This is a genomic window from Mesomycoplasma flocculare ATCC 27399, from assembly GCF_000815065.1.
Lineage (GTDB): Bacteria > Bacillota_I > Bacilli_A > Mycoplasmatales > Metamycoplasmataceae > Mesomycoplasma > Mesomycoplasma flocculare.
The window spans coordinates 192,703-210,312 of sequence record NZ_CP007585.1 but is presented as its reverse complement, the minus strand read 5'-3'; the positions used below and the strand labels follow the sequence as shown (position 1 = coordinate 210,312).

The 17,610-nt window shown below is 29.1% G+C and carries 14 protein-coding genes; 7 read left to right on the top strand and 7 right to left on the bottom strand.

The features are described 5' to 3' along the window. Window positions 1-551 precede the first annotated feature (551 nt). Window positions 552-1,472, top strand: a complete 921-nt coding sequence (locus MYF_RS00835) for a 2-oxo acid dehydrogenase subunit E2 (protein ID WP_002557642.1) — start codon at window positions 552-554, stop codon at window positions 1,470-1,472. After that, window positions 1,472-3,307: a dihydrolipoyl dehydrogenase gene (gene lpdA / locus MYF_RS00830; protein ID WP_002557641.1), complete on the top strand. Its 1,836-nt coding sequence runs from the start codon at window positions 1,472-1,474 to the stop codon at window positions 3,305-3,307. Before MYF_RS00835 ends, lpdA begins: the two co-directional genes overlap by 1 nt. A gap of 240 nt (window positions 3,308-3,547) precedes the next feature. Here the strand turns inward: lpdA and MYF_RS00825 are convergent, their stop codons facing one another. Both MYF_RS00825 and MYF_RS00820 read right to left on the bottom strand, forming a co-directional pair. Further along, window positions 3,548-4,756 carry an acetate/propionate family kinase gene (locus MYF_RS00825; protein ID WP_002557640.1) on the bottom strand — a complete coding sequence of 403 codons (1,209 nt, stop codon included), beginning with the start codon at window positions 4,754-4,756 and terminating at the stop codon, window positions 3,548-3,550. A 2-nt stretch (window positions 4,757-4,758) separates the two neighbouring features. Further along, window positions 4,759-5,709 carry a phosphotransacetylase gene (locus tag MYF_RS00820; RefSeq protein WP_002557639.1) on the bottom strand — a complete coding sequence of 317 codons (951 nt, stop codon included), beginning with the start codon at window positions 5,707-5,709 and terminating at the stop codon, window positions 4,759-4,761. Between the two features lie 435 nt (window positions 5,710-6,144). Between MYF_RS00820 and MYF_RS00815 the strand changes: the two genes are divergently transcribed. From MYF_RS00815 to MYF_RS00795, 5 genes are all read left to right on the top strand, one after another. Then, window positions 6,145-7,404, top strand: a complete 1,260-nt coding sequence (locus MYF_RS00815; protein WP_002557638.1) for a substrate-binding domain-containing protein — start codon at window positions 6,145-6,147, stop codon at window positions 7,402-7,404. A gap of 139 nt (window positions 7,405-7,543) precedes the next feature. After that, window positions 7,544-9,082 carry a sugar ABC transporter ATP-binding protein gene (locus MYF_RS00810; protein WP_039387525.1) on the top strand — a complete coding sequence of 513 codons (1,539 nt, stop codon included), beginning with the start codon at window positions 7,544-7,546 and terminating at the stop codon, window positions 9,080-9,082. Further along, window positions 9,082-10,332 carry a sugar ABC transporter permease gene (locus MYF_RS00805; RefSeq protein WP_002557636.1) on the top strand — a complete coding sequence of 417 codons (1,251 nt, stop codon included), beginning with the start codon at window positions 9,082-9,084 and terminating at the stop codon, window positions 10,330-10,332. The genes MYF_RS00810 and MYF_RS00805 overlap by 1 nt, the downstream gene beginning before the upstream one ends. After that, window positions 10,304-10,921 carry a hypothetical protein gene (locus MYF_RS00800; RefSeq protein WP_002557635.1) on the top strand — a complete coding sequence of 206 codons (618 nt, stop codon included), beginning with the start codon at window positions 10,304-10,306 and terminating at the stop codon, window positions 10,919-10,921. Before MYF_RS00805 ends, MYF_RS00800 begins: the two co-directional genes overlap by 29 nt. Further along, window positions 10,908-11,801 (top strand): ROK family protein, encoded by an 894-nt coding sequence (locus MYF_RS00795; protein ID WP_002557634.1) that lies wholly within the window; start codon window positions 10,908-10,910, stop codon window positions 11,799-11,801. The genes MYF_RS00800 and MYF_RS00795 overlap by 14 nt, the downstream gene beginning before the upstream one ends. A gap of 234 nt (window positions 11,802-12,035) precedes the next feature. On the opposite strand, the gene MYF_RS03335 is transcribed toward MYF_RS00795, so the two are convergent. From MYF_RS03335 to pepF, 5 genes are all read right to left on the bottom strand, one after another. Then, entirely contained in the window at window positions 12,036-12,191 is a 156-nt protein-coding gene (locus tag MYF_RS03335) for a hypothetical protein (RefSeq protein ID WP_155897261.1), read from the bottom strand. Further along, on the bottom strand, window positions 12,175-13,056 hold the full coding sequence (locus MYF_RS00790) for a hypothetical protein (RefSeq protein WP_236681781.1): 882 nt from the start codon (window positions 13,054-13,056) through the stop codon (window positions 12,175-12,177). The genes MYF_RS03335 and MYF_RS00790 overlap by 17 nt, the downstream gene beginning before the upstream one ends. A 125-nt stretch (window positions 13,057-13,181) precedes the next feature. Then, window positions 13,182-14,552 (bottom strand): hypothetical protein, encoded by a 1,371-nt coding sequence (locus MYF_RS03415; protein WP_002557631.1) that lies wholly within the window; start codon window positions 14,550-14,552, stop codon window positions 13,182-13,184. 9 nt (window positions 14,553-14,561) lie between these two features. Beyond that, window positions 14,562-15,251, bottom strand: coding sequence for a hypothetical protein (locus MYF_RS03360; RefSeq protein ID WP_201771011.1), 690 nt, complete (start codon window positions 15,249-15,251; stop codon window positions 14,562-14,564). A gap of 364 nt (window positions 15,252-15,615) precedes the next feature. Then, window positions 15,616-17,439: an oligoendopeptidase F gene (gene pepF / locus MYF_RS00770; RefSeq protein ID WP_039387523.1), complete on the bottom strand. Its 1,824-nt coding sequence runs from the start codon at window positions 17,437-17,439 to the stop codon at window positions 15,616-15,618. Between the last annotated feature and the right edge of the window lie 171 nt (window positions 17,440-17,610).

The window sequence follows — 17,610 nt, the reverse complement described above, 5'->3', positions numbered from 1 at the left end:
AAAAAATAATAATATGTTTAAGTTTTTTTTATTTCAAAAAAATTTATAATCAAAAAATTTGTATAAAATATACTCGCAAAATTTTGTTTAGATAGTAAAATAGTAAAAAAATTAAATATTTAGAAAAAATAATACGAATTTATGTAACTAAAAAAATAATTATCCTTGCTTTTGTGTGATAATTTTGCAAGTTAAACTTTGAAATAATAAATAATAAATCTAAAATTATTAAAATAATTTTTGGGAAAAACTTTAATTGCAAAATATAAAAAAGTGTATAAATCACACATTTTTTTAATTTTAAATTTTAAAACTGGAAAACTAGTACAAAATTAGTAAAACCTTATTTTTTCTGGTATAATGCGAAAACTAAGTTGTCAGTTTAAAAAAATGGTTAAAAGTTTTGGGTTTTTTCTTTTTTTTAATTAAATTTTTTTACGTTTTTTTTCTTTTTTTATTTATTTTAAATATATAATTTATGTGTTATATTTTTTTGAATATAAATCATTTTTTTCCCTAAAAAATAAAACATTAAACTAGGTAATTATAATATGCAAAAAATTTTAGCCACTCCCAAAGCAAGAGCAATTGCAAAACAAGCCAATATTAATCTTGCTGATCTAAAAATTGAAAGTCGAAAAATTGAATCTGCCGATGTTGAAAACTATATTAATTCATTAAAATCAGCACAAACTACTACTCCAAAAATTGAAACTTCAGCAGCGCAGACTGAAAAAGTTATAAATCCCGTGGTTTTTGCTTCTAATAAATTAGAGGCAAAACGCGAAAAAATTGCTCTAATTCGTAAAGCAATTGCAAGAGCGATGACAAATTCATGAAATTCAGTTGCATATGTCAATCTCGTTAACCAAATTGATGTTAGTGATCTTTGAAAACTTCGTAAATCAGTTTTAGAATCTGTTCAAAAAGCTGCGGGCGTAAAATTAACTTTCTTAGCTTTTATTGCAAAAGCAATTTTAATTGCTCTTACAGAATTTCCAATTATGGCAGCCAAATATGACGAAACCTCAAATGAAATTGTCTATCCTGAAACTCTAAATTTAGGACTAGCCGTTGATACTGAAGCTGGACTTATGGTACCCGTAATTAAAGATGCACAAAATCTTTCAATTGTTGAAATTGCCAAAGAGATTATTCGACTTGCAAAAGCAGCTCGCGAACGTAAAATTAAACCAAGTGAAATGCAAGGCGGTTCATTTACTATAACAAATTATGGATCAGTTGGTTCGCTTTATGGTGTGCCAGTTATAAATTATCCTGAACTTGCAATTGCAGGTGTTGGCGCAATTATTGATTCTGCTGAAGTCAAAGACGGGCAAATTGTTGCGGCAAAAATTATGCATCTAACAGTTGCTGCGGATCACCGTTGAATCGATGGAGCAACAATTGGACGTTTTGCCGCCAGAGTTAAAGAATTATTAGAAAAACCAGAAATTTTAGGAATTTTATAATGTATAAATTTAAATTTGCTGATATCGGTGAAGGGCTTCATGAAGGTATTGTTGCCCAAATTTATAAAAAAGAAGGCGATCAAGTTAATGAAGGAGATTCGCTTTTTTCAGTTGAAACTGACAAAATAACAGCGGATATTCCTTCGCCAAAAACTGGAAAAATTGTCAAAGTTTTAATGACCGAAGGTGATACAATCCATGTTGGTCAAGAAATTTATCATATTGACGATGGATCTAGAATAGAAGCAGAAACTGAAGAGCCAAAAGATCAAAATGACGAAAAAAAAGCCGGAGGAGCAAGTGTTGTTGGTGAAGTTAAAGTTAGTGACACCCTTTTAAGTTTTGATTTTGGTCAAAAAAAATCTAAGGCAAAAACAGAAGAAAGAGAAAAAGAAAAAAAATTCGAGAAAAATCCTTTAAAACCAATAACTTCTAGTAAAATTTATCAAGGAAAAGTCGATAAAGAATTTGATGTTATTGTAATCGGTTCAGGCCCAGGAGGGTATCTGGCAGCGGCTGAAGCCGGAAATAGCGGACTTTCTACTTTAATTGTTGAAAAAGAATTTTGAGGTGGGGTTTGTTTAAATGTTGGATGTATTCCAACAAAAGCAATGCTTAAAACTGCTGAAGTTTTTGAATATATTGAACAATTTAGTGATTTTGGGCTTAGTGGAAATTCAGATTTAAAAATTTCCTGAGAAAAAATGCACCAACGTAAAACTGAAGTTGTTAACAAATTAGTTGGTGGAGTAAAAGCGATTGTCAAATCGGCTAAAGCAACAAGTATTTTTGGCGAAGCCCAATTTGTTGGCACACACGAAATTAGCGTGGATGGCAAAGTTTATCGTGGAAAGAATATAATTCTTGCAACTGGTTCAACTGATCGCAAATTGAATCTTCCTGGTTTTGATCAAGGTTATAAATCTGGTAAAATTTTAACCTCAAAAGAAGCTATCAATCTTTATGAAAAAATCAATTCAATTATAATTATTGGTGGAGGGGTTATCGGTGTTGAATTTGCGCAAATTTTTTCAGCCGCCGGAATTAAGGTAACAATTTTACAAAATTTAGCAAGACTACTAACAAATTTAGATGCTGAAATCTCGCAAATAATTACTAAAAGCTTAACTGATAAAGGCGTTAAAATTCTTACAAACACTAACATCCTTCGTTTTGAAAACGAGCAAATTATCTATGAATTTGAAGGTAAAACTGAATCAATTAGTGGTGATAAAGTTCTTGTAAGTATCGGAAGGCAAGCAAATTCTGCTGGACTTAGTGATATTGGAATTGAAGTTGATAGTCGTGAAAGTGTGATTGTCGATGATCAATGTCGAACAAATATTGATGGAGTTTATGCAATTGGTGATCTTTCAGCAAAAGCAATGTTAGCTCATGTCGCTTACCGTCATGCGGTTGTTGCTGTTGGCGCGATTTTAGGAAAAACTGAAAAATATATAGACAAAACTGTGCCAGCCTGTGTTTATACTCACCCTGAAATTGCTGTTGTCGGCCTAACTGAAGAGCAAGCAAAACAAGAAGGATATGATTTTGTTATCGGAAAAGCAAGTTTTGGGCATATCGGAAAAGCAATTGCCTCAGGAAATGCCTATGGATTTGCCAAATTAGTCGTTGATAAAAAATACGGCGAAATAATCGGCGCTCACATTATCGGGCCGGTTGCAACCGATTTAATATCCGAAATTGTTATCTCAATGAATAATGAAGTGACAGTTTATGAACTTGCATCTGCGATTCACCCACACCCAACTTATAGCGAAATTATTTGAGAAGCGGCTCGCGCTGCAGTTGCAAAATTAAAAAAAATGGAATAAATCTCAAAAATTTAGTTTTATAAATCATCAAAAAAGTCGATAAATATTTTATTATACCCCGATTTTTTATATATATTATAAAAGTCTAAAAAGGTTCGCATTCAAAAACAGAAAATCTACAGCTTTTTAAAGAATTTCTCTAAAACAAAAAAATAAAGAAAATTTAAGAAACACTATAAATTCATAGCATTTTTTTAAATGCCGTACATATTTTGAAAAGAATTTCTCTAAGAATTTTTACTAGTTTTCTCAAACTTTAATTGCGTTTTTGGCAATTAAAAGTTCTTCATTTGTTTTAATTACAAAAATATCAAGATCTGATTCAGGAGCTGAAATTTTCTCAATTTCTTTAAATTCGCTTATCGATTTTGCATTTTTGGCTTTGTCAATTACTAAATTTAACTTTGGAAGTTGCACCTTTTCAATAACTAGCGAGCGAATTAGTGCTGAATTTTCGCCAACACCACCTGTAAAAACTAGTGCTCTTATGTTTTTCCCCACTTTATTTATATAATTTACTAGATAATCAACAATTTTTTGAACATAAACTTCCAGGGCAAAGCTTGCATTTTCATTATGATTATTCTTCGCCTTAATTACATCACGAAGATCAGATGATATTTTTGATAAACCTAAAAGTCCCGAATTTTTATTCAACAACTGCTCAATTTCATTAAAGGAAAAATTTGCCTCATTTGCTAAATATGGTATAATTGAGGGATCGATATCGCCACTACGAGTTCCCATTGCAACTCCTGCAAGTGGTGTCATTCCCATTGAAGTATCGATGGATTTTGAATCTTTGATTGCGCAAAGGGAAATTCCGTTTCCGATATGCATGTTAACAAAATTTACCTTCTGAGATTGGTAAATTTCTTCTACTTTCATACTAATAAATTTATGCGAAATACCGTGAAACCCGTATTTTCTGATTCCGTATTTATTAGCAATTTCGTCGTTAATCGCATATGTATAATTTACTTTTGGAATTGTTGCATGAAAAGCGGTATCAAAACTTGCGCCTAATTTTGCTAATGGTAGTAATTTTTTTATTGCTTTGATTGTGGCAAGTGCGCCTGGATTATGTAATGGCGCAAATTTGGCTGCCTCTTGAATTTTGGAAATTGCGCGATCATCTAACTTTGCAGGAGAACTAAAACTCGCTCCACCATGAACAATGCGAAAGCCAACTAACTCAAATTCATCAAGGTTTTCTACTATTTTATTTTCTTTTCAAATTGCAATTTGGCTTTCAAGCGCTTCGGTATGATTGGTAAAATTATCACTGAATTTATAGTCTTTTTTAAGAAAATTCATTTTTATTTGCCCATTTTCAAGTCCTATTCGCTCAATTAGTCCAACCCCAATTAAGTCAAGATTTTTTTTGTTAAAAATTTGTCATTTAATTGACGAAGAGCCGGCATTAATTACTAAAATTTTTGGGTTCACTATTAATCCTTTTCAACTTGAAGAGCGGTAATTAAAATTGTATTAAAAACATCTTCAACTGTAGCGCCACGAGATAAGTCATTAATTGGTGCATTAATTCCGGTGATTATTGGTCCAATCGCTCCAAATCCTCCGAGTCTTTGGGCAATTTTATAGCCAATATTTCCGGCATCAAGATTTGGAAAAATTAAAATATTAGCATTTTTTCCGTTATTCTCACCATATTTTTGTCGCCTAACTTGAACATCAAGAGCAGCATCCAATTGAATTTCGCCATAAGCTTCGATTGGCGATTTTGCGTTAAATATTTGCGTTGCTTTTGCAACAATTTCAGATTGCGCTGATTTTGCTGACCCTTTTGTTGAAAAAGAAAGAAAGGCTGGTTTAGGTTCAAAACCTAATTGGAGCGCAAAATCAAGAGCATTTTTGGCAATATCAACAAGTTGATTCTCATTTGGGCTGATATTAACAGAAATATCACTAAATAAATATTTGCTCTCATTTTTATGCACAACCATCACTGATGAAATTGTTTTAATATCTGGTTTAGGCCCAATAATTTTAAAAGCCGCTCGTAAAATTTCAGCTGTTGGATAATTAAGCCCACCAACAACAGCATCAATTTTTTGTTTTCTTAGTAACATTGTCCCATAAAAAGCATTAGATTCAAATTGCATTTCTGCTGATTCAAGTGTTTCTTTGCCTTTGCGTAATTTAACAAATTCGTTAATAAATTCTAACTTTTCACGATAATCAATAACATATTGATCAATTTCAAGATTTGGAATTGTCTCATCTACTAACAAAATCGGTTTTACTAAATTTTTCTTTTTAAGCAATTTTGCTGCTGCGATTGCTCGCTCATCGGCCCCATCAATAATTAATACTGAACGCAAACTTTTAACCTCGTTTTGCTGTTCAAGTCGTGCTTGAAGATATTCTTGGTATGTCATTTTTTCCCTTTCAAAAAATTATAAAATCTGATATAATTTTATAATTTTTTTTACAAATTTTCTTAAAAAATAATGGAATTTTTAAGCTTTTCTAAGAAACTTTTTTATTTTCACGAAATTTAAAAACCTAGATAAATTTTGGTATATTTTAAATAAAAAACAAATTAAAAATGACAAAATTTCTTCCTTTAGTTGAACCAAAAATTTTAAAAAGTGTTAAACTAAAAAGCGGAATAACAGTTATTGGCATAAAAATTATCGTACTATTTAGAAAAAAATTTAAAAATTATTTCTAATTTTATTACAATTTTTATAATTTACTATTAAAAAAAGTAATTATTGTTTCTTTTTTTAAGAAAAATTCATTTTTTGGAAAAAATTCATTTTTATAGTATAATTTAGTTATATAATTGAATTGATTTGAAAGGGAACAAAATGGAAAAACTTCTTAAAAAAAAATTCTTATACTCATCAGCTATTTATGCAACTTCGCTTGTATCAATTATTTCATTTGCCGCTGCTGGTTGTGGTCAAAATGATTCGCTCCAAGGATCAGATTCTAAACCAACAAGTGAAACAATAAAACATAAAGTAAGCAATGATTCTATTCGTGTTGCGCTAACAGATCCTGATAATCCAAGATGAATTAATGCCCAAAAAGACATTATTAGTTTCATTGATGAAACAGAAGCAGCAACTTCAACAATTACAAAAAACCAAGAGGCCCAAAATAACTGACTAACTCAGCAAGCTAATTTAAGTCCAGCGCCCAAAGGATTTATTATTGCGCCTGAAAATGGCAGTGGGGTTGGAACTGCGGTTAATACAATTGCGGATAAAGGAATTCCAATTGTTGCCTATGATCGACTAATTACTGGTTCTGATAAATATGATTGGTATGTTTCTTATGATAATGAAAAAGTAGGAGAATTACAAGGTCTTTCACTTGCTGCAGGTCTATTAGGAAAAGAGGGTGATGCATTTAAATCAATTGAGGAAATGAATGAATACCTAAAATCCAATATGCCCCAAGAAACAATTTCCTTTTATACAATTGCCGGTTCACAAGATGATAATAATTCCCAATATTTTTATAATGGCGCAATGAAAGTTCTTAAAGAATTAATGAAAAATTCGAAAAATAAAATTATTGACTTATCCCCTGAAGGCAAAAATGCTGTTTATGTCCCAGGGTGGAATTATGGAACTGCTGGTCAAAGAATCCAATCTTTTCTAACAATTAATAAAGATCCAGCAGGTGGTAATAAAATCAAAGCGATCGGTTCAAAACCTGCTTCTACCTTTAAAGGATTTCTTGCCCCAAATGATGGAATGGCCGAACAAGCGATTACTAAACTAAAACTTGAAGGATTTGATACAAAAAAAATTTTTGTCACTGGTCAAGATTATAATGATAAAGCCAAAACTTTTATCAAAGATGGCGATCAAAATATGACAATTTATAAACCTGATAAAGTTTTAGGAAAAGTTGCTGTTGAAGTTCTTCGTGTTTTAATTGCAAAAAAAAATTCAGCAACCAAAGATGATGTTGAGATGGAACTAAAATCTAAATTACCAAGTATTTCATTTAAATATGATAATAAAACATATAAATCACAAAATAAAATTATTAATACAATTTTAGTAAGTCCGGTAGTCGTAACAAAAGCTAATGTTGATAATCCTGATGCCTAAAAGTAAAATTAAAGTAATTAAAAAATTTATTCTTAATTAATAAGAAAACTATTTAGTAAAAATTAGCTTAAAATTTTACATATTTATATTCATTTTGAAAAATTTAAAGCTAATTTTTTATTTATGGAAGGATATTAAATTGAAAAAAAATAATATTCTATCACTAAAAAAAATAAAAAAAGTTTATGGACCAGTAACCGCCTTATCTGATGTTAGTTTTAAAATCCCAAAAGGGGAAGTTACTAGTCTAGTTGGCGAAAATGGTGCAGGAAAATCGACGCTTCTAAAAATTTTATCAGGAGTAATTCCCGTTGGGCAATATAAAGGTGATCTAATTTTTGAAGATAAAATTATGGCTTTTGCAAATACAAAAGCCTCCGAACGTGTCGGAATTGCAATAATTCATCAAGAACTATCAATTTCGCCATATTTATCAATTTGTGAGAATATGTATATCGGAAACTATCCGACCAAATTTGGCAAAGTTAACTGAAATAAGATGATCTCTGAATGCAAAAAATACTTAGAAATGGTCGGTCTTGATGAGGATCCAACAACAATTGCCGGAACAATTTCGATTGCAAAACAGCAAATGGTTGAAATTGCCAAAGCACTTTCAAAAAATGCAAAACTACTAATTTTAGACGAACCAACTTCTTCGCTTAATGATGAAAATGCTTTTCGCTTGCTTGATATTATGAAAAATTTAAAAAAACAAGGAATTACATCGATTTTTGTCTCCCATAAACTGAATGAAGTCAAATATGTCTCAGATAATATTGTCGTGATCCGCGATGGGAAATTTATTTCCCAATATAATAAAAATGAAGAAGCAATTGATGAAAACAGGCTAATTCAGGACATTGTTGGTCGTCCTTTAAAATCCAAATTCCCTCCCAGGGATCCAAATCGAAAAATCGGGAAAGTCATTTTTGAAATCAAAAATATAGTTATTCCGCATGCAAGTATTGCAAATTATAATGTTGTCAAAAATGCTTCACTTGATGTAAAACAAGATGAAATTGTCGGAATTTATGGGCTTGTCGGCTCAGGCCGAACCGAATTAATGCTTTCAATTTTTGGTCAATATTATAATAAACCTTCAAAAGGCAAAGTATTTTATAAAGGAAAAGAAGTAAAATTTACCAATACAAAACAAGCAATCAAAGCTGGAATTATGTATGCTTCTGAAGATCGAAAAAATGTTGGTTTAATCCAAATTTTTTCGATTCAAAATAATATAACTTCAGCAGCACTTCACCTATTTTCAAAATTAGGAATACTAAATAAAAACAAAGAAATTATCAACGCCTACCAACAAAAAAAAGATGTAAATATTAAAACAAAAAATATTTCAAATAATGTCGAATCACTTTCTGGAGGAAATCAACAAAAAGTTGTCATTGCAAAAGCTTTAAGTACCAAATTTGACTTATTAATTATTGATGAGCCAACAAAAGGAATTGATGTTGGCTCAAAATACGAAATTTATAAAATTTTACTTGACCTTTCATTACAAGGTAAAGCAATTATTGTAATCTCTTCTGAAATTGAAGAACTCTTAGGAATCACTGATCGAATTTTTGTAATGTCGCAAGGGGTTATCAAAGGTCAGATAAAAACCTCGGAAGCAAATCAAGAAAAAATTATGCAACTAAGTATTGGGAGTGTTATGTAATGGAATTTTATAATAGTGTCAAAATAATTTTAAAAGACTTGAGTAAACCAGTTAAAAATTGACTAAAAGAGACAAAAAGCGGGAATTATATTTCAAGTAGCCTCCATCATCTAAAAAAATTTTCAATGCTATATATTTTCCTTCTAGTTTTTGTAATATTTTTAGGAATTACCAAAGGAACTTTACTTCAAGCAAATACATTCACACTTTTATTTCAAAATAATTCTTATATTATTATTTTGGCAATGGGAATGCTACTTGTGATCCTTAGCGGAAATATCGATTTATCTGTTGGTACGCTAGTTGGGCTACTTGGACTATTTTCGGTTTATATTTATAATAATACCGGTCAAAGTATTTGACTAACTTTTATTCTAACAACTCTGATTGGCGCTATAATCGGATTTATGCAAGGCTGGCTTATTGGTTATGGAAATATCCCGGCATTTATTGTAACTTTAGGTGGATTTCTTGCTTTTAAAGGCGCCCAACTTGTCTATTCAAATGGGGCAACACTGACTCCAATTGGATCCGTTGATTCAACTTATATTAAGGGAACAATTGGGGGAATCCCTGATTTAAAAATAGGTCCAATTTGAATGTTTTCTTTATTCTTACCACTAATTTTAGGCGCAATTATTGTTGCTCTGCGCACTTGAGGATATTATACAAAAAGAAAATTTGGAATTAAAGTCCAAAATATTATTATTTTTTTAATAATTCAAGTAATTATTTTTTCTTTATTTCTTGCTTGTGGTATAATTTTCTCTCTCGGTGATAAGTCGATGAGATACTATGTTTTATATGTGGGTATCGCGCTGGCTTTATTTACTTTTCTTAGCCAAAATACCGCTTTTGGACGCTCTGTTTATGCAATTGGCGGCAACCGGAAAGCTGCTCTATTATCCGGGGTCAATGTTAAAAGAACAACAATGATAATTTTTATTATCATTGGCGCACTTGCTGGATTTTCGTCGATTATTTTTACAGCTACTTATTCTTCCGCGACTTCATCTCGGGGCGATGATCTTGCTCTTGATGTTATCTCTGTTGTCTTTACTGGTGGGGCTTCAGTCTATGGTGGGATTGGATCGGTTAGTGGAACAATTTTGGGTACATCAATTATCGGGGTAATCAACCAAGGTTTACTTGTTTTAAATGTTGCCGAATCACAAAAATACATAATTAAAGGACTAATTTTAGTTGCAGTTGTTGGATGAGATGTTCTCTCTAATAAGAAAAATAACTAAAAAAATCTTTAAAAAAACAGGGAAAATACCAAATTTTTCCTTTTGTTTATCTCAAGAAAAAAAACAAATCCAATTTTTCAATGAAATTTTTATTGAAAAATTGGATTTTAGATTGGTTTTACTAAATGATGAAAACCAAAAACTAGAAAATAAAAAATATGAAATTATTAATTTAGATTTTAAATATTCAAAACATAAAAATCAACATTTTCTCCCTTTTGAAGTTCAGCATAAATTTTGCAAAATTAAAGGCAGTATAATTATCAGTCTAGAAAAAGATCAAATAATAATTGAAAAAAGAATTAATGCAAATAAAACAATTAAATCCGCAATTAAAACCAAAATTATCCTCTCAAATCAAGCAATAAAAAAAGTAAAAGCTAATCAAATTAGTACAAATTTTAAGTCCTATTCGATAAATTATTTTTCCACTTACCAAAACTGAGTTCTAAAAAATGAAAAGGAATTAATTGATCTATTGGAAATGAAAGATAATAAAAACTATCTAAAAAATTGAAAAACAGGCAATAATAATAAAAATTATCACACTATCAAAATAAAAATTGGACTAAAAAATGAAAAAATATAATTTTGCCGCTATCGACATCGGCGGTACAAATACCCGTTTTGCCATCTTTAATAATAATAAAATCATAAAGAAAATTAAATTTACCACCGATGTTAAAAATTATAAAAAAATTCTTGATAAAATTCTTGATCTAGTTAACAAATACCAGATCAACGCAATCGCTTTATGCATCCCGGGTCCGGCTGATTATCAAAAAGGGATTATTCTTTCTTCTCCTAATTTAGTTGGCTGAAATGGAATAAATATTAAAAAATATCTACTAAATAATTCTAAATTAGAATATGCTATCTTTGAAAATGATGCAAATGCAATGGCATTTGCGAATCATATTTTTTATAAAAATACCAAAAAAGGGGTAACTCAGTTTTATACAATCTCAACTGGTTTTGGCGCTGGACTAGTAATTAATAACAAAATTTTTCATGGTTCTGAAGGTTTTGGGCAGGAAATTGCCCATATTCCAACCTCAAAAACATTTAATAAAAAACATCATTTAAATAATTATGCAGCTGAATTATTCGTCTCCGGGACAGGAATGTCTTTAAGAGCCAAGGATAAAAACTTAGAAGAAACAGAACCAAAAAATATAATCGCAAAATATGACCACTATAAAGAATATAAACAAATTGTTGATGACTGTATCGATACTCTCGCGCGAACAATTTCAATAACAATTGGGATTTTAAACCCTAATTTAATTGTCTTTGGTGGTTCTGTGGCTGAATATAATTTTTGAATTATTCAAAAAGCCATTGAAAAGGCAAAACTTTGAACAAATAAAAATCAATGAAAAACTCTTAGATTTGAAAAAGACGCTTTTGGCGATGATTCAGCTTTATTTGGACTTTACTACCTAATATTAGAAAAAACAAAAACATAAGGATAAAAATAATAAAAAATTAGGAAAAATAGGTTATTTTTATTATTTTTAACGCTTTTTTGTTTTTTTGACTAATTTTAGTAAATTAGCTTTTAGTTTTCTAAAATTTGATTTACTATGTTTTTGATATATCTACTATTAAGCCAAAAACAATAATTGATAATTCTTCTTCCATTAGGAAGCTTAATTCTTCTTTTTTTCCGCTTTTTCTTTAGTTTGCTCTTCTTTTTCAAGTTACTTAGTTGCTTCAGGTTTTACAACTGAAAGAGAAGATTCATCAAAATATTCTCTGTCAACTTCATCATCTTTTTTGAATTGAATGCTGTATTTATCTTGATAATTATTAAGTCAAACCTTTTTAAGGAATAAAATCCTAGTTAAAAATATCACTATCTAAATCTAATGGTCTTGATATTTTGTTTTTCTTTTTAATTGCAATATACAAACTGTTTTTAAATTCTTCATTTTCTGCAAAATTTTCAATTTTTTTAAAGTTTGCCAGACCAACCGCGAAAACTTTGTAATAAATAATTAAATATTTTCGAAACTCGCTAAAATGAAATTTTAGAAAAAAGCCAAAAGAAAAAATTGCTATTAGCATAAAAATGGTTAAGGAAACACTCGAGTTAAAAAAAGCGGGAATTTTCAATTCTGAATAATTTCTATAATGAAAAAAAGGTGGTGGGAAGCAAAAATAAAAAATAACTACTATAATAGATATTCAAAATAATGTAGATAAAATAAAGGAAAGAAAAGACATTATTAATAAATTGTTATATATTTTTCTTATTTCTTCAAAATAATTTACCTTATAATCTCGCAGTCTAAAATCATTAATGTAGATGTTAATTTCTTCTAATATATGTATGTGAGAAGAGGCAAAATTTGTAATTTTTGTTTTTTTTGATAAACTTAGCAAAATAGAACCATTGTATAACTGATCAAATTTTGCAATTTTTTCACCCTTTTTTATATCAAAATTTGTAAATTCGCTTCATAATTTATGTTCAATTAGAAAATCTTTTTTAACAAAATCGGCTTCAAAATGCAGCGATAAACCTTTTAGATAAAGATAGTTTTGCCTGAATTTTTTTGCACTTTTCCAGCCAAATCAGAGACACAAAATTAGCAAAATAGAAGCAAGGATTACAAAAATGAGCAAAAAAATATTGATAAATAAAGAGACGCTAGCAAAATTTTTTATCAAGCGCGAATTTTGACTAACAAAGGACTTTAGACTAAATTCTAATAGCAAAGCTAAGGTTAGATCAATAAAAAAAGCAACAAAAAAAAGGGAAAAAAGAAGAAAAAATAGCTTATTTTTCTTGATTTTTCAATTAAAAAAAAGAACTCAATTTTTGCTTAAATTTTTTTGCATCATTATTTATTTTTAAGTTGATTAGTCAATATAATATCTGTTACAATTGAAATATCAGTTACTAAAGTATCAATAACATTTATCGCCGTACCTAAAGGATTAGCAAAAGCTGTGGTAAATAAAATTCCTCGTTTAACCCCAGCTGAAATTCCGAGTTTTTCAATTACTTTATACGCAGAAAAATATGATTTTTTAAACAATAATTTTGTAATAGTTTCTCTTATAGATTCATTGGCTATTTTTCTGCCAAAAAGTTTTGAGACCATTTTTTCCATTACTTTTTCTATCTCATATCTAATTGACATCCGAATTGCGGATGTGGTAGTAGCAACATTTATTGTTTTATAAAAGAAAGTAAAATTAGGTTTTATGACTTTAATTTCTTCTTTTAGTTGCTGTTTAAATTCATCAAATGTCATTCCCGAAAATTTTTGGATTCTTTGATATTCAGAAGAGTTTTTGAATTCTTCTATTCTCTCTAAATCTTTGCTCATAGCTTTTTGTGCTTTAAAAGATTCATAAACAAAAAATGTCATTATAGAAGATTGCAAGGCAACAGCGGCAGCAAACGGGGCGGTTGCACCAAAAGTTCAAAAGGCCAATGTTGTATAGGTTGCAACAAGCGCTCATGAAATTCCCGCCAGAGCTGCTGATGTTATATTTAAAATTTTGTTTGCATCATATAGCTTTTGGTAACTATTTAAAAATTTCTCAAATTCTTCCTTACTTTCATTAGCTTCATTTTGTAATTTTAAAAACTCAGCCTTTAATTCCGGGGCTTTTAAGAAATTTTCGATTGCTTTATTCTCTTCTTCTTTTGTTAACTTTTTATTATTTTCGTTATTTTTAGCCAAATTATTAAGATTTCGTTGCGGCTGTTGCGATTTTTGGTCTTCTTTAAGATCTTCTTTATTTTTAGATTCGGATTCATCATTGTATTCGTCTGCTTTTGCACTATTGATATCTATTGAATATTTAGCAAACAAAGCCATTGCTTCATCTGAAGACATCTTTTTAGTTTTTATCAATTCTAAATTTTTGTAAAATTCTTCTCTAAATCTTGTTTTTATTTCTATATTTTCAAGATGTTCTAGGTTAAAATTTAAAAGATCTTCCGTTTCTTCAAATTTTGAAAAGTCGATATTTTCTATTTTATCTTGCATTCTTGTAAAACTTGCAGATAATTCTAAAACAAAAGGATTTTTTTTAAATTCATCAATTAAGATATGTTTAGAAGGTCTAACATCAATTGAAGGTAAAACTTTCAAAGAGTTTGGCTCTTGAAAGATATTACTATCAGCTACATGATATACAGGGGCGAAAACCCCTGGTAGTTGGGATAATTCGCCGGCTTTAAATAAAATTTTTTTCATTTTTTTCCTTTATCCGTTAATAATTTTTGCAATTTGGTCTAATTCCTTTAATTTTATTTCAACTTGTTCTTCTAATTTTTCAATTATAGACAAAAATGAAGGATTGTTTATCTGAATTTCAAAGATATTAAACCCAGGCCCAGGATTTCAGAAATAGATTTTGCTTTCTTTTTCTTTTCAGAACTTAAATCCTTTATTTTCAAGGGCGATTTTTCTGTCTTTATTAAGAAATTCTGAGTCAATAATTAAAAAATTTTCATTTTCATAAACACGAAAATTCTCCGGAACTTTCGAATACTTTAAATAAAAAATAATATCTTTGGACGTAGTTATTTTAAAATGGGTCGATATGTTAGTAGTTTGAAAAGTAAAAAAATCAAACAAAAATTCCAAATTTTCGCTTTTTATTTCACTTCAGGCAGGCTTGTCAACTTTTTGAATCTTAAGCTCATTATTTGATGCTAAACTTTCAAAGTTTTTTAGATATTGAAATTGAAAGCCACTTTCATTAACTATTTTATTTACAGACCAGCTATTAAAATCTAAAACAAATTTTTTCTCGGGATTTAATTTACAAAAAACAAAACAAACTAATGACGAAATAATTGCTACTCCGGCACAAAAAGTGGCAGTATATAAAAGTTGAAAATGAGCAAAATTTTCCTGTTTGTCGATATTGTTTGAATATCTCGTTGGCATTATTATAATAAAAGAAATTATTAGAAAAATAAAAGTTAATACGCCAAAAATGATCCAAAAAAACTTTAAAATTCAGTATATTCTATTCAATTTTTTACTTAAAAATTTTTGATTTTGCCAGCGAAAAAAACGCTTATTCATCGAATATTTTATTAGTATTTCCTCGAGTATTTTCGCGTTTTTACTACCTTGCATAAAAATTACGCTCTCATTTAAATAATAATTGAATTTTATTATACTTTTTGCAAATTTTTAAAATTTTTCGCATTTTTTACTTATTTTTTTCAAAATAATATTAAAAAATAAAAATGAATCTCTTTTTTTAAGATTTTTTTATTTTTTTAAAAAGTTGAACAAACTCAATTTAGAAGTCAATTTTAAAAATTTTCTTTCCAAGGCGAATATATTCATCAATTTGGTTCTCAAGAAGTGAAAAAGCTTCTGTGTAAATTGAAGAATTCGCTAAATCAACACCAGCTTTTTTGAGAATTTCACTTGGCCAATCAGAGCCGCCTTTTGAAAGGAAATTTTCAATGTAATTATCTAACGCCTTTTTACCTTCTTTTTTATATTTTTGAAAGAAAACGTTAGCAACAAGATAGCCAATTGCGTATTTATAAACATAATATCCATAGTAATAATGTGGAACAATTACGCTATAAATAAGCGGTTTTTCATTCTCAAGCGGGTCATTAGGATTATATTTTTGCCAAATTTCTTTATAAATTTTCACAAAAGCCTCATAAGAACTAATCGGTTCGCCTTTATCAATTTTATTATACAAAATTGCTTCATAATCAGCTCAAATTATCTGTCTTTGCACAGTACCAATAAAAGTTGTAATTTTTTGGAACAAAATCTCAAATTTAAAATTATCATCTTGCTGTTTTTCTAAAAGATAATCATCAAGTAGTAATTCGTTAAAAATTGATGCAATTTCGGCAAGAAAAATTGGATAAGAACTATTATGAAAATCTTGATTTTTATCAGAATAATAAGAATGAAGTGAATGACCTAATTCATGAGCGAGTGTATGAACTGAGTTGATTGTAAAGTCAAAATTCATTAAAATATATTTTTTTTCAAGACCATAAGACCCACCGATTGAATAGGCTCCAGACCTTTTTGAATCAACATAATGATAGTCAATTCATCGTTGCTCAAAGGATTTTTTAACCATCTTTTCATACTCTGCTCCAAGCGGTATAACTGATTCTAAGATAATTTTTTGGGCCTCTTTAACAGTGTAATTATTTTTAATTTCAACAAGTGGAACTAAGCGGTCTCAACTGTTCATTTCAGAGCCAAACTTTGCTTTGTAAAATTTTTTTTGCGCATTTTTGAATTTTTCAAAAATTGGGGCCGCCGAGGCCACGAAATTAAATAATTTCTCAAGACTTTTTAAGCAAAAACGATCAGAACTCAGACTTGCTTCAATTAAAGAATTATAATTCCGCATTTTCGCCTCAACTGAATGAGATTTAATATGTTGATAGAGTAAATTTGCAAAGGTATTTTTATGCGCTAAATAAGCTTTATGATAATTTTCATAAGCAATTTTTCGCACTTGAGGAGTTCCTGTTTTTAAATAATTATAGTAATTTGTGGAATTTAGCTCTAATTTTTGCCCATTCTCGTCAATTATATTTTCAAATTTTGTTTCAGAATTTGAAAGAATTGAAAAAATTTTATAAACAGAAACTTCGCCAAAAGAAGATTTTGTTAGATAATTTTCGATTTCATCAGCTAGTTTGTGTTTTTTATTTTCTAGTCGATAATTTAGATCTTTTAGATATGGTTTTATGCGCTCATCATCGATTCAGGAACGAATTTTGTCCTCTTTTTTATAGAAAATTACATCAAGCGAACCTAATTTGGCTTCAAATTCAGACATTTGAAACATAAATCGTTCATTAAGTTCGCTAAAAACAGGGTCAATTACGTTTACGCTAATATTATTTGAAATATAGTTAGAAATTTTATTATATTTTATTCCAAAGTTTTCTTCCAATTTTTTATATTCAAGAAAATTTTCAACATTCTCAAATTGTTGATCCTTTTTGGCAACTAATTCATTCGAAATTGCCAAAATAGCAGCAAAATTTTCTTCAATGGTTCTACCATCAAGAAGCGATTCTAAATCAAAACGATATTTTTCAGGAATTTCAGAATATTTTTTATAGCGCATTATGCTCCTTTTAAAATTGAAAAAATTAATTTTTGCTTTTATTTTATATTTATTATACCTTAATAAATAAATTTCCTTGATTATAGTCAATTTAATTTTTAATGAAAAATAAGATTAGAAATTAAACCTATTTTCCTTGTTGTTTAAAAAATTAAAATCGCATATATAACT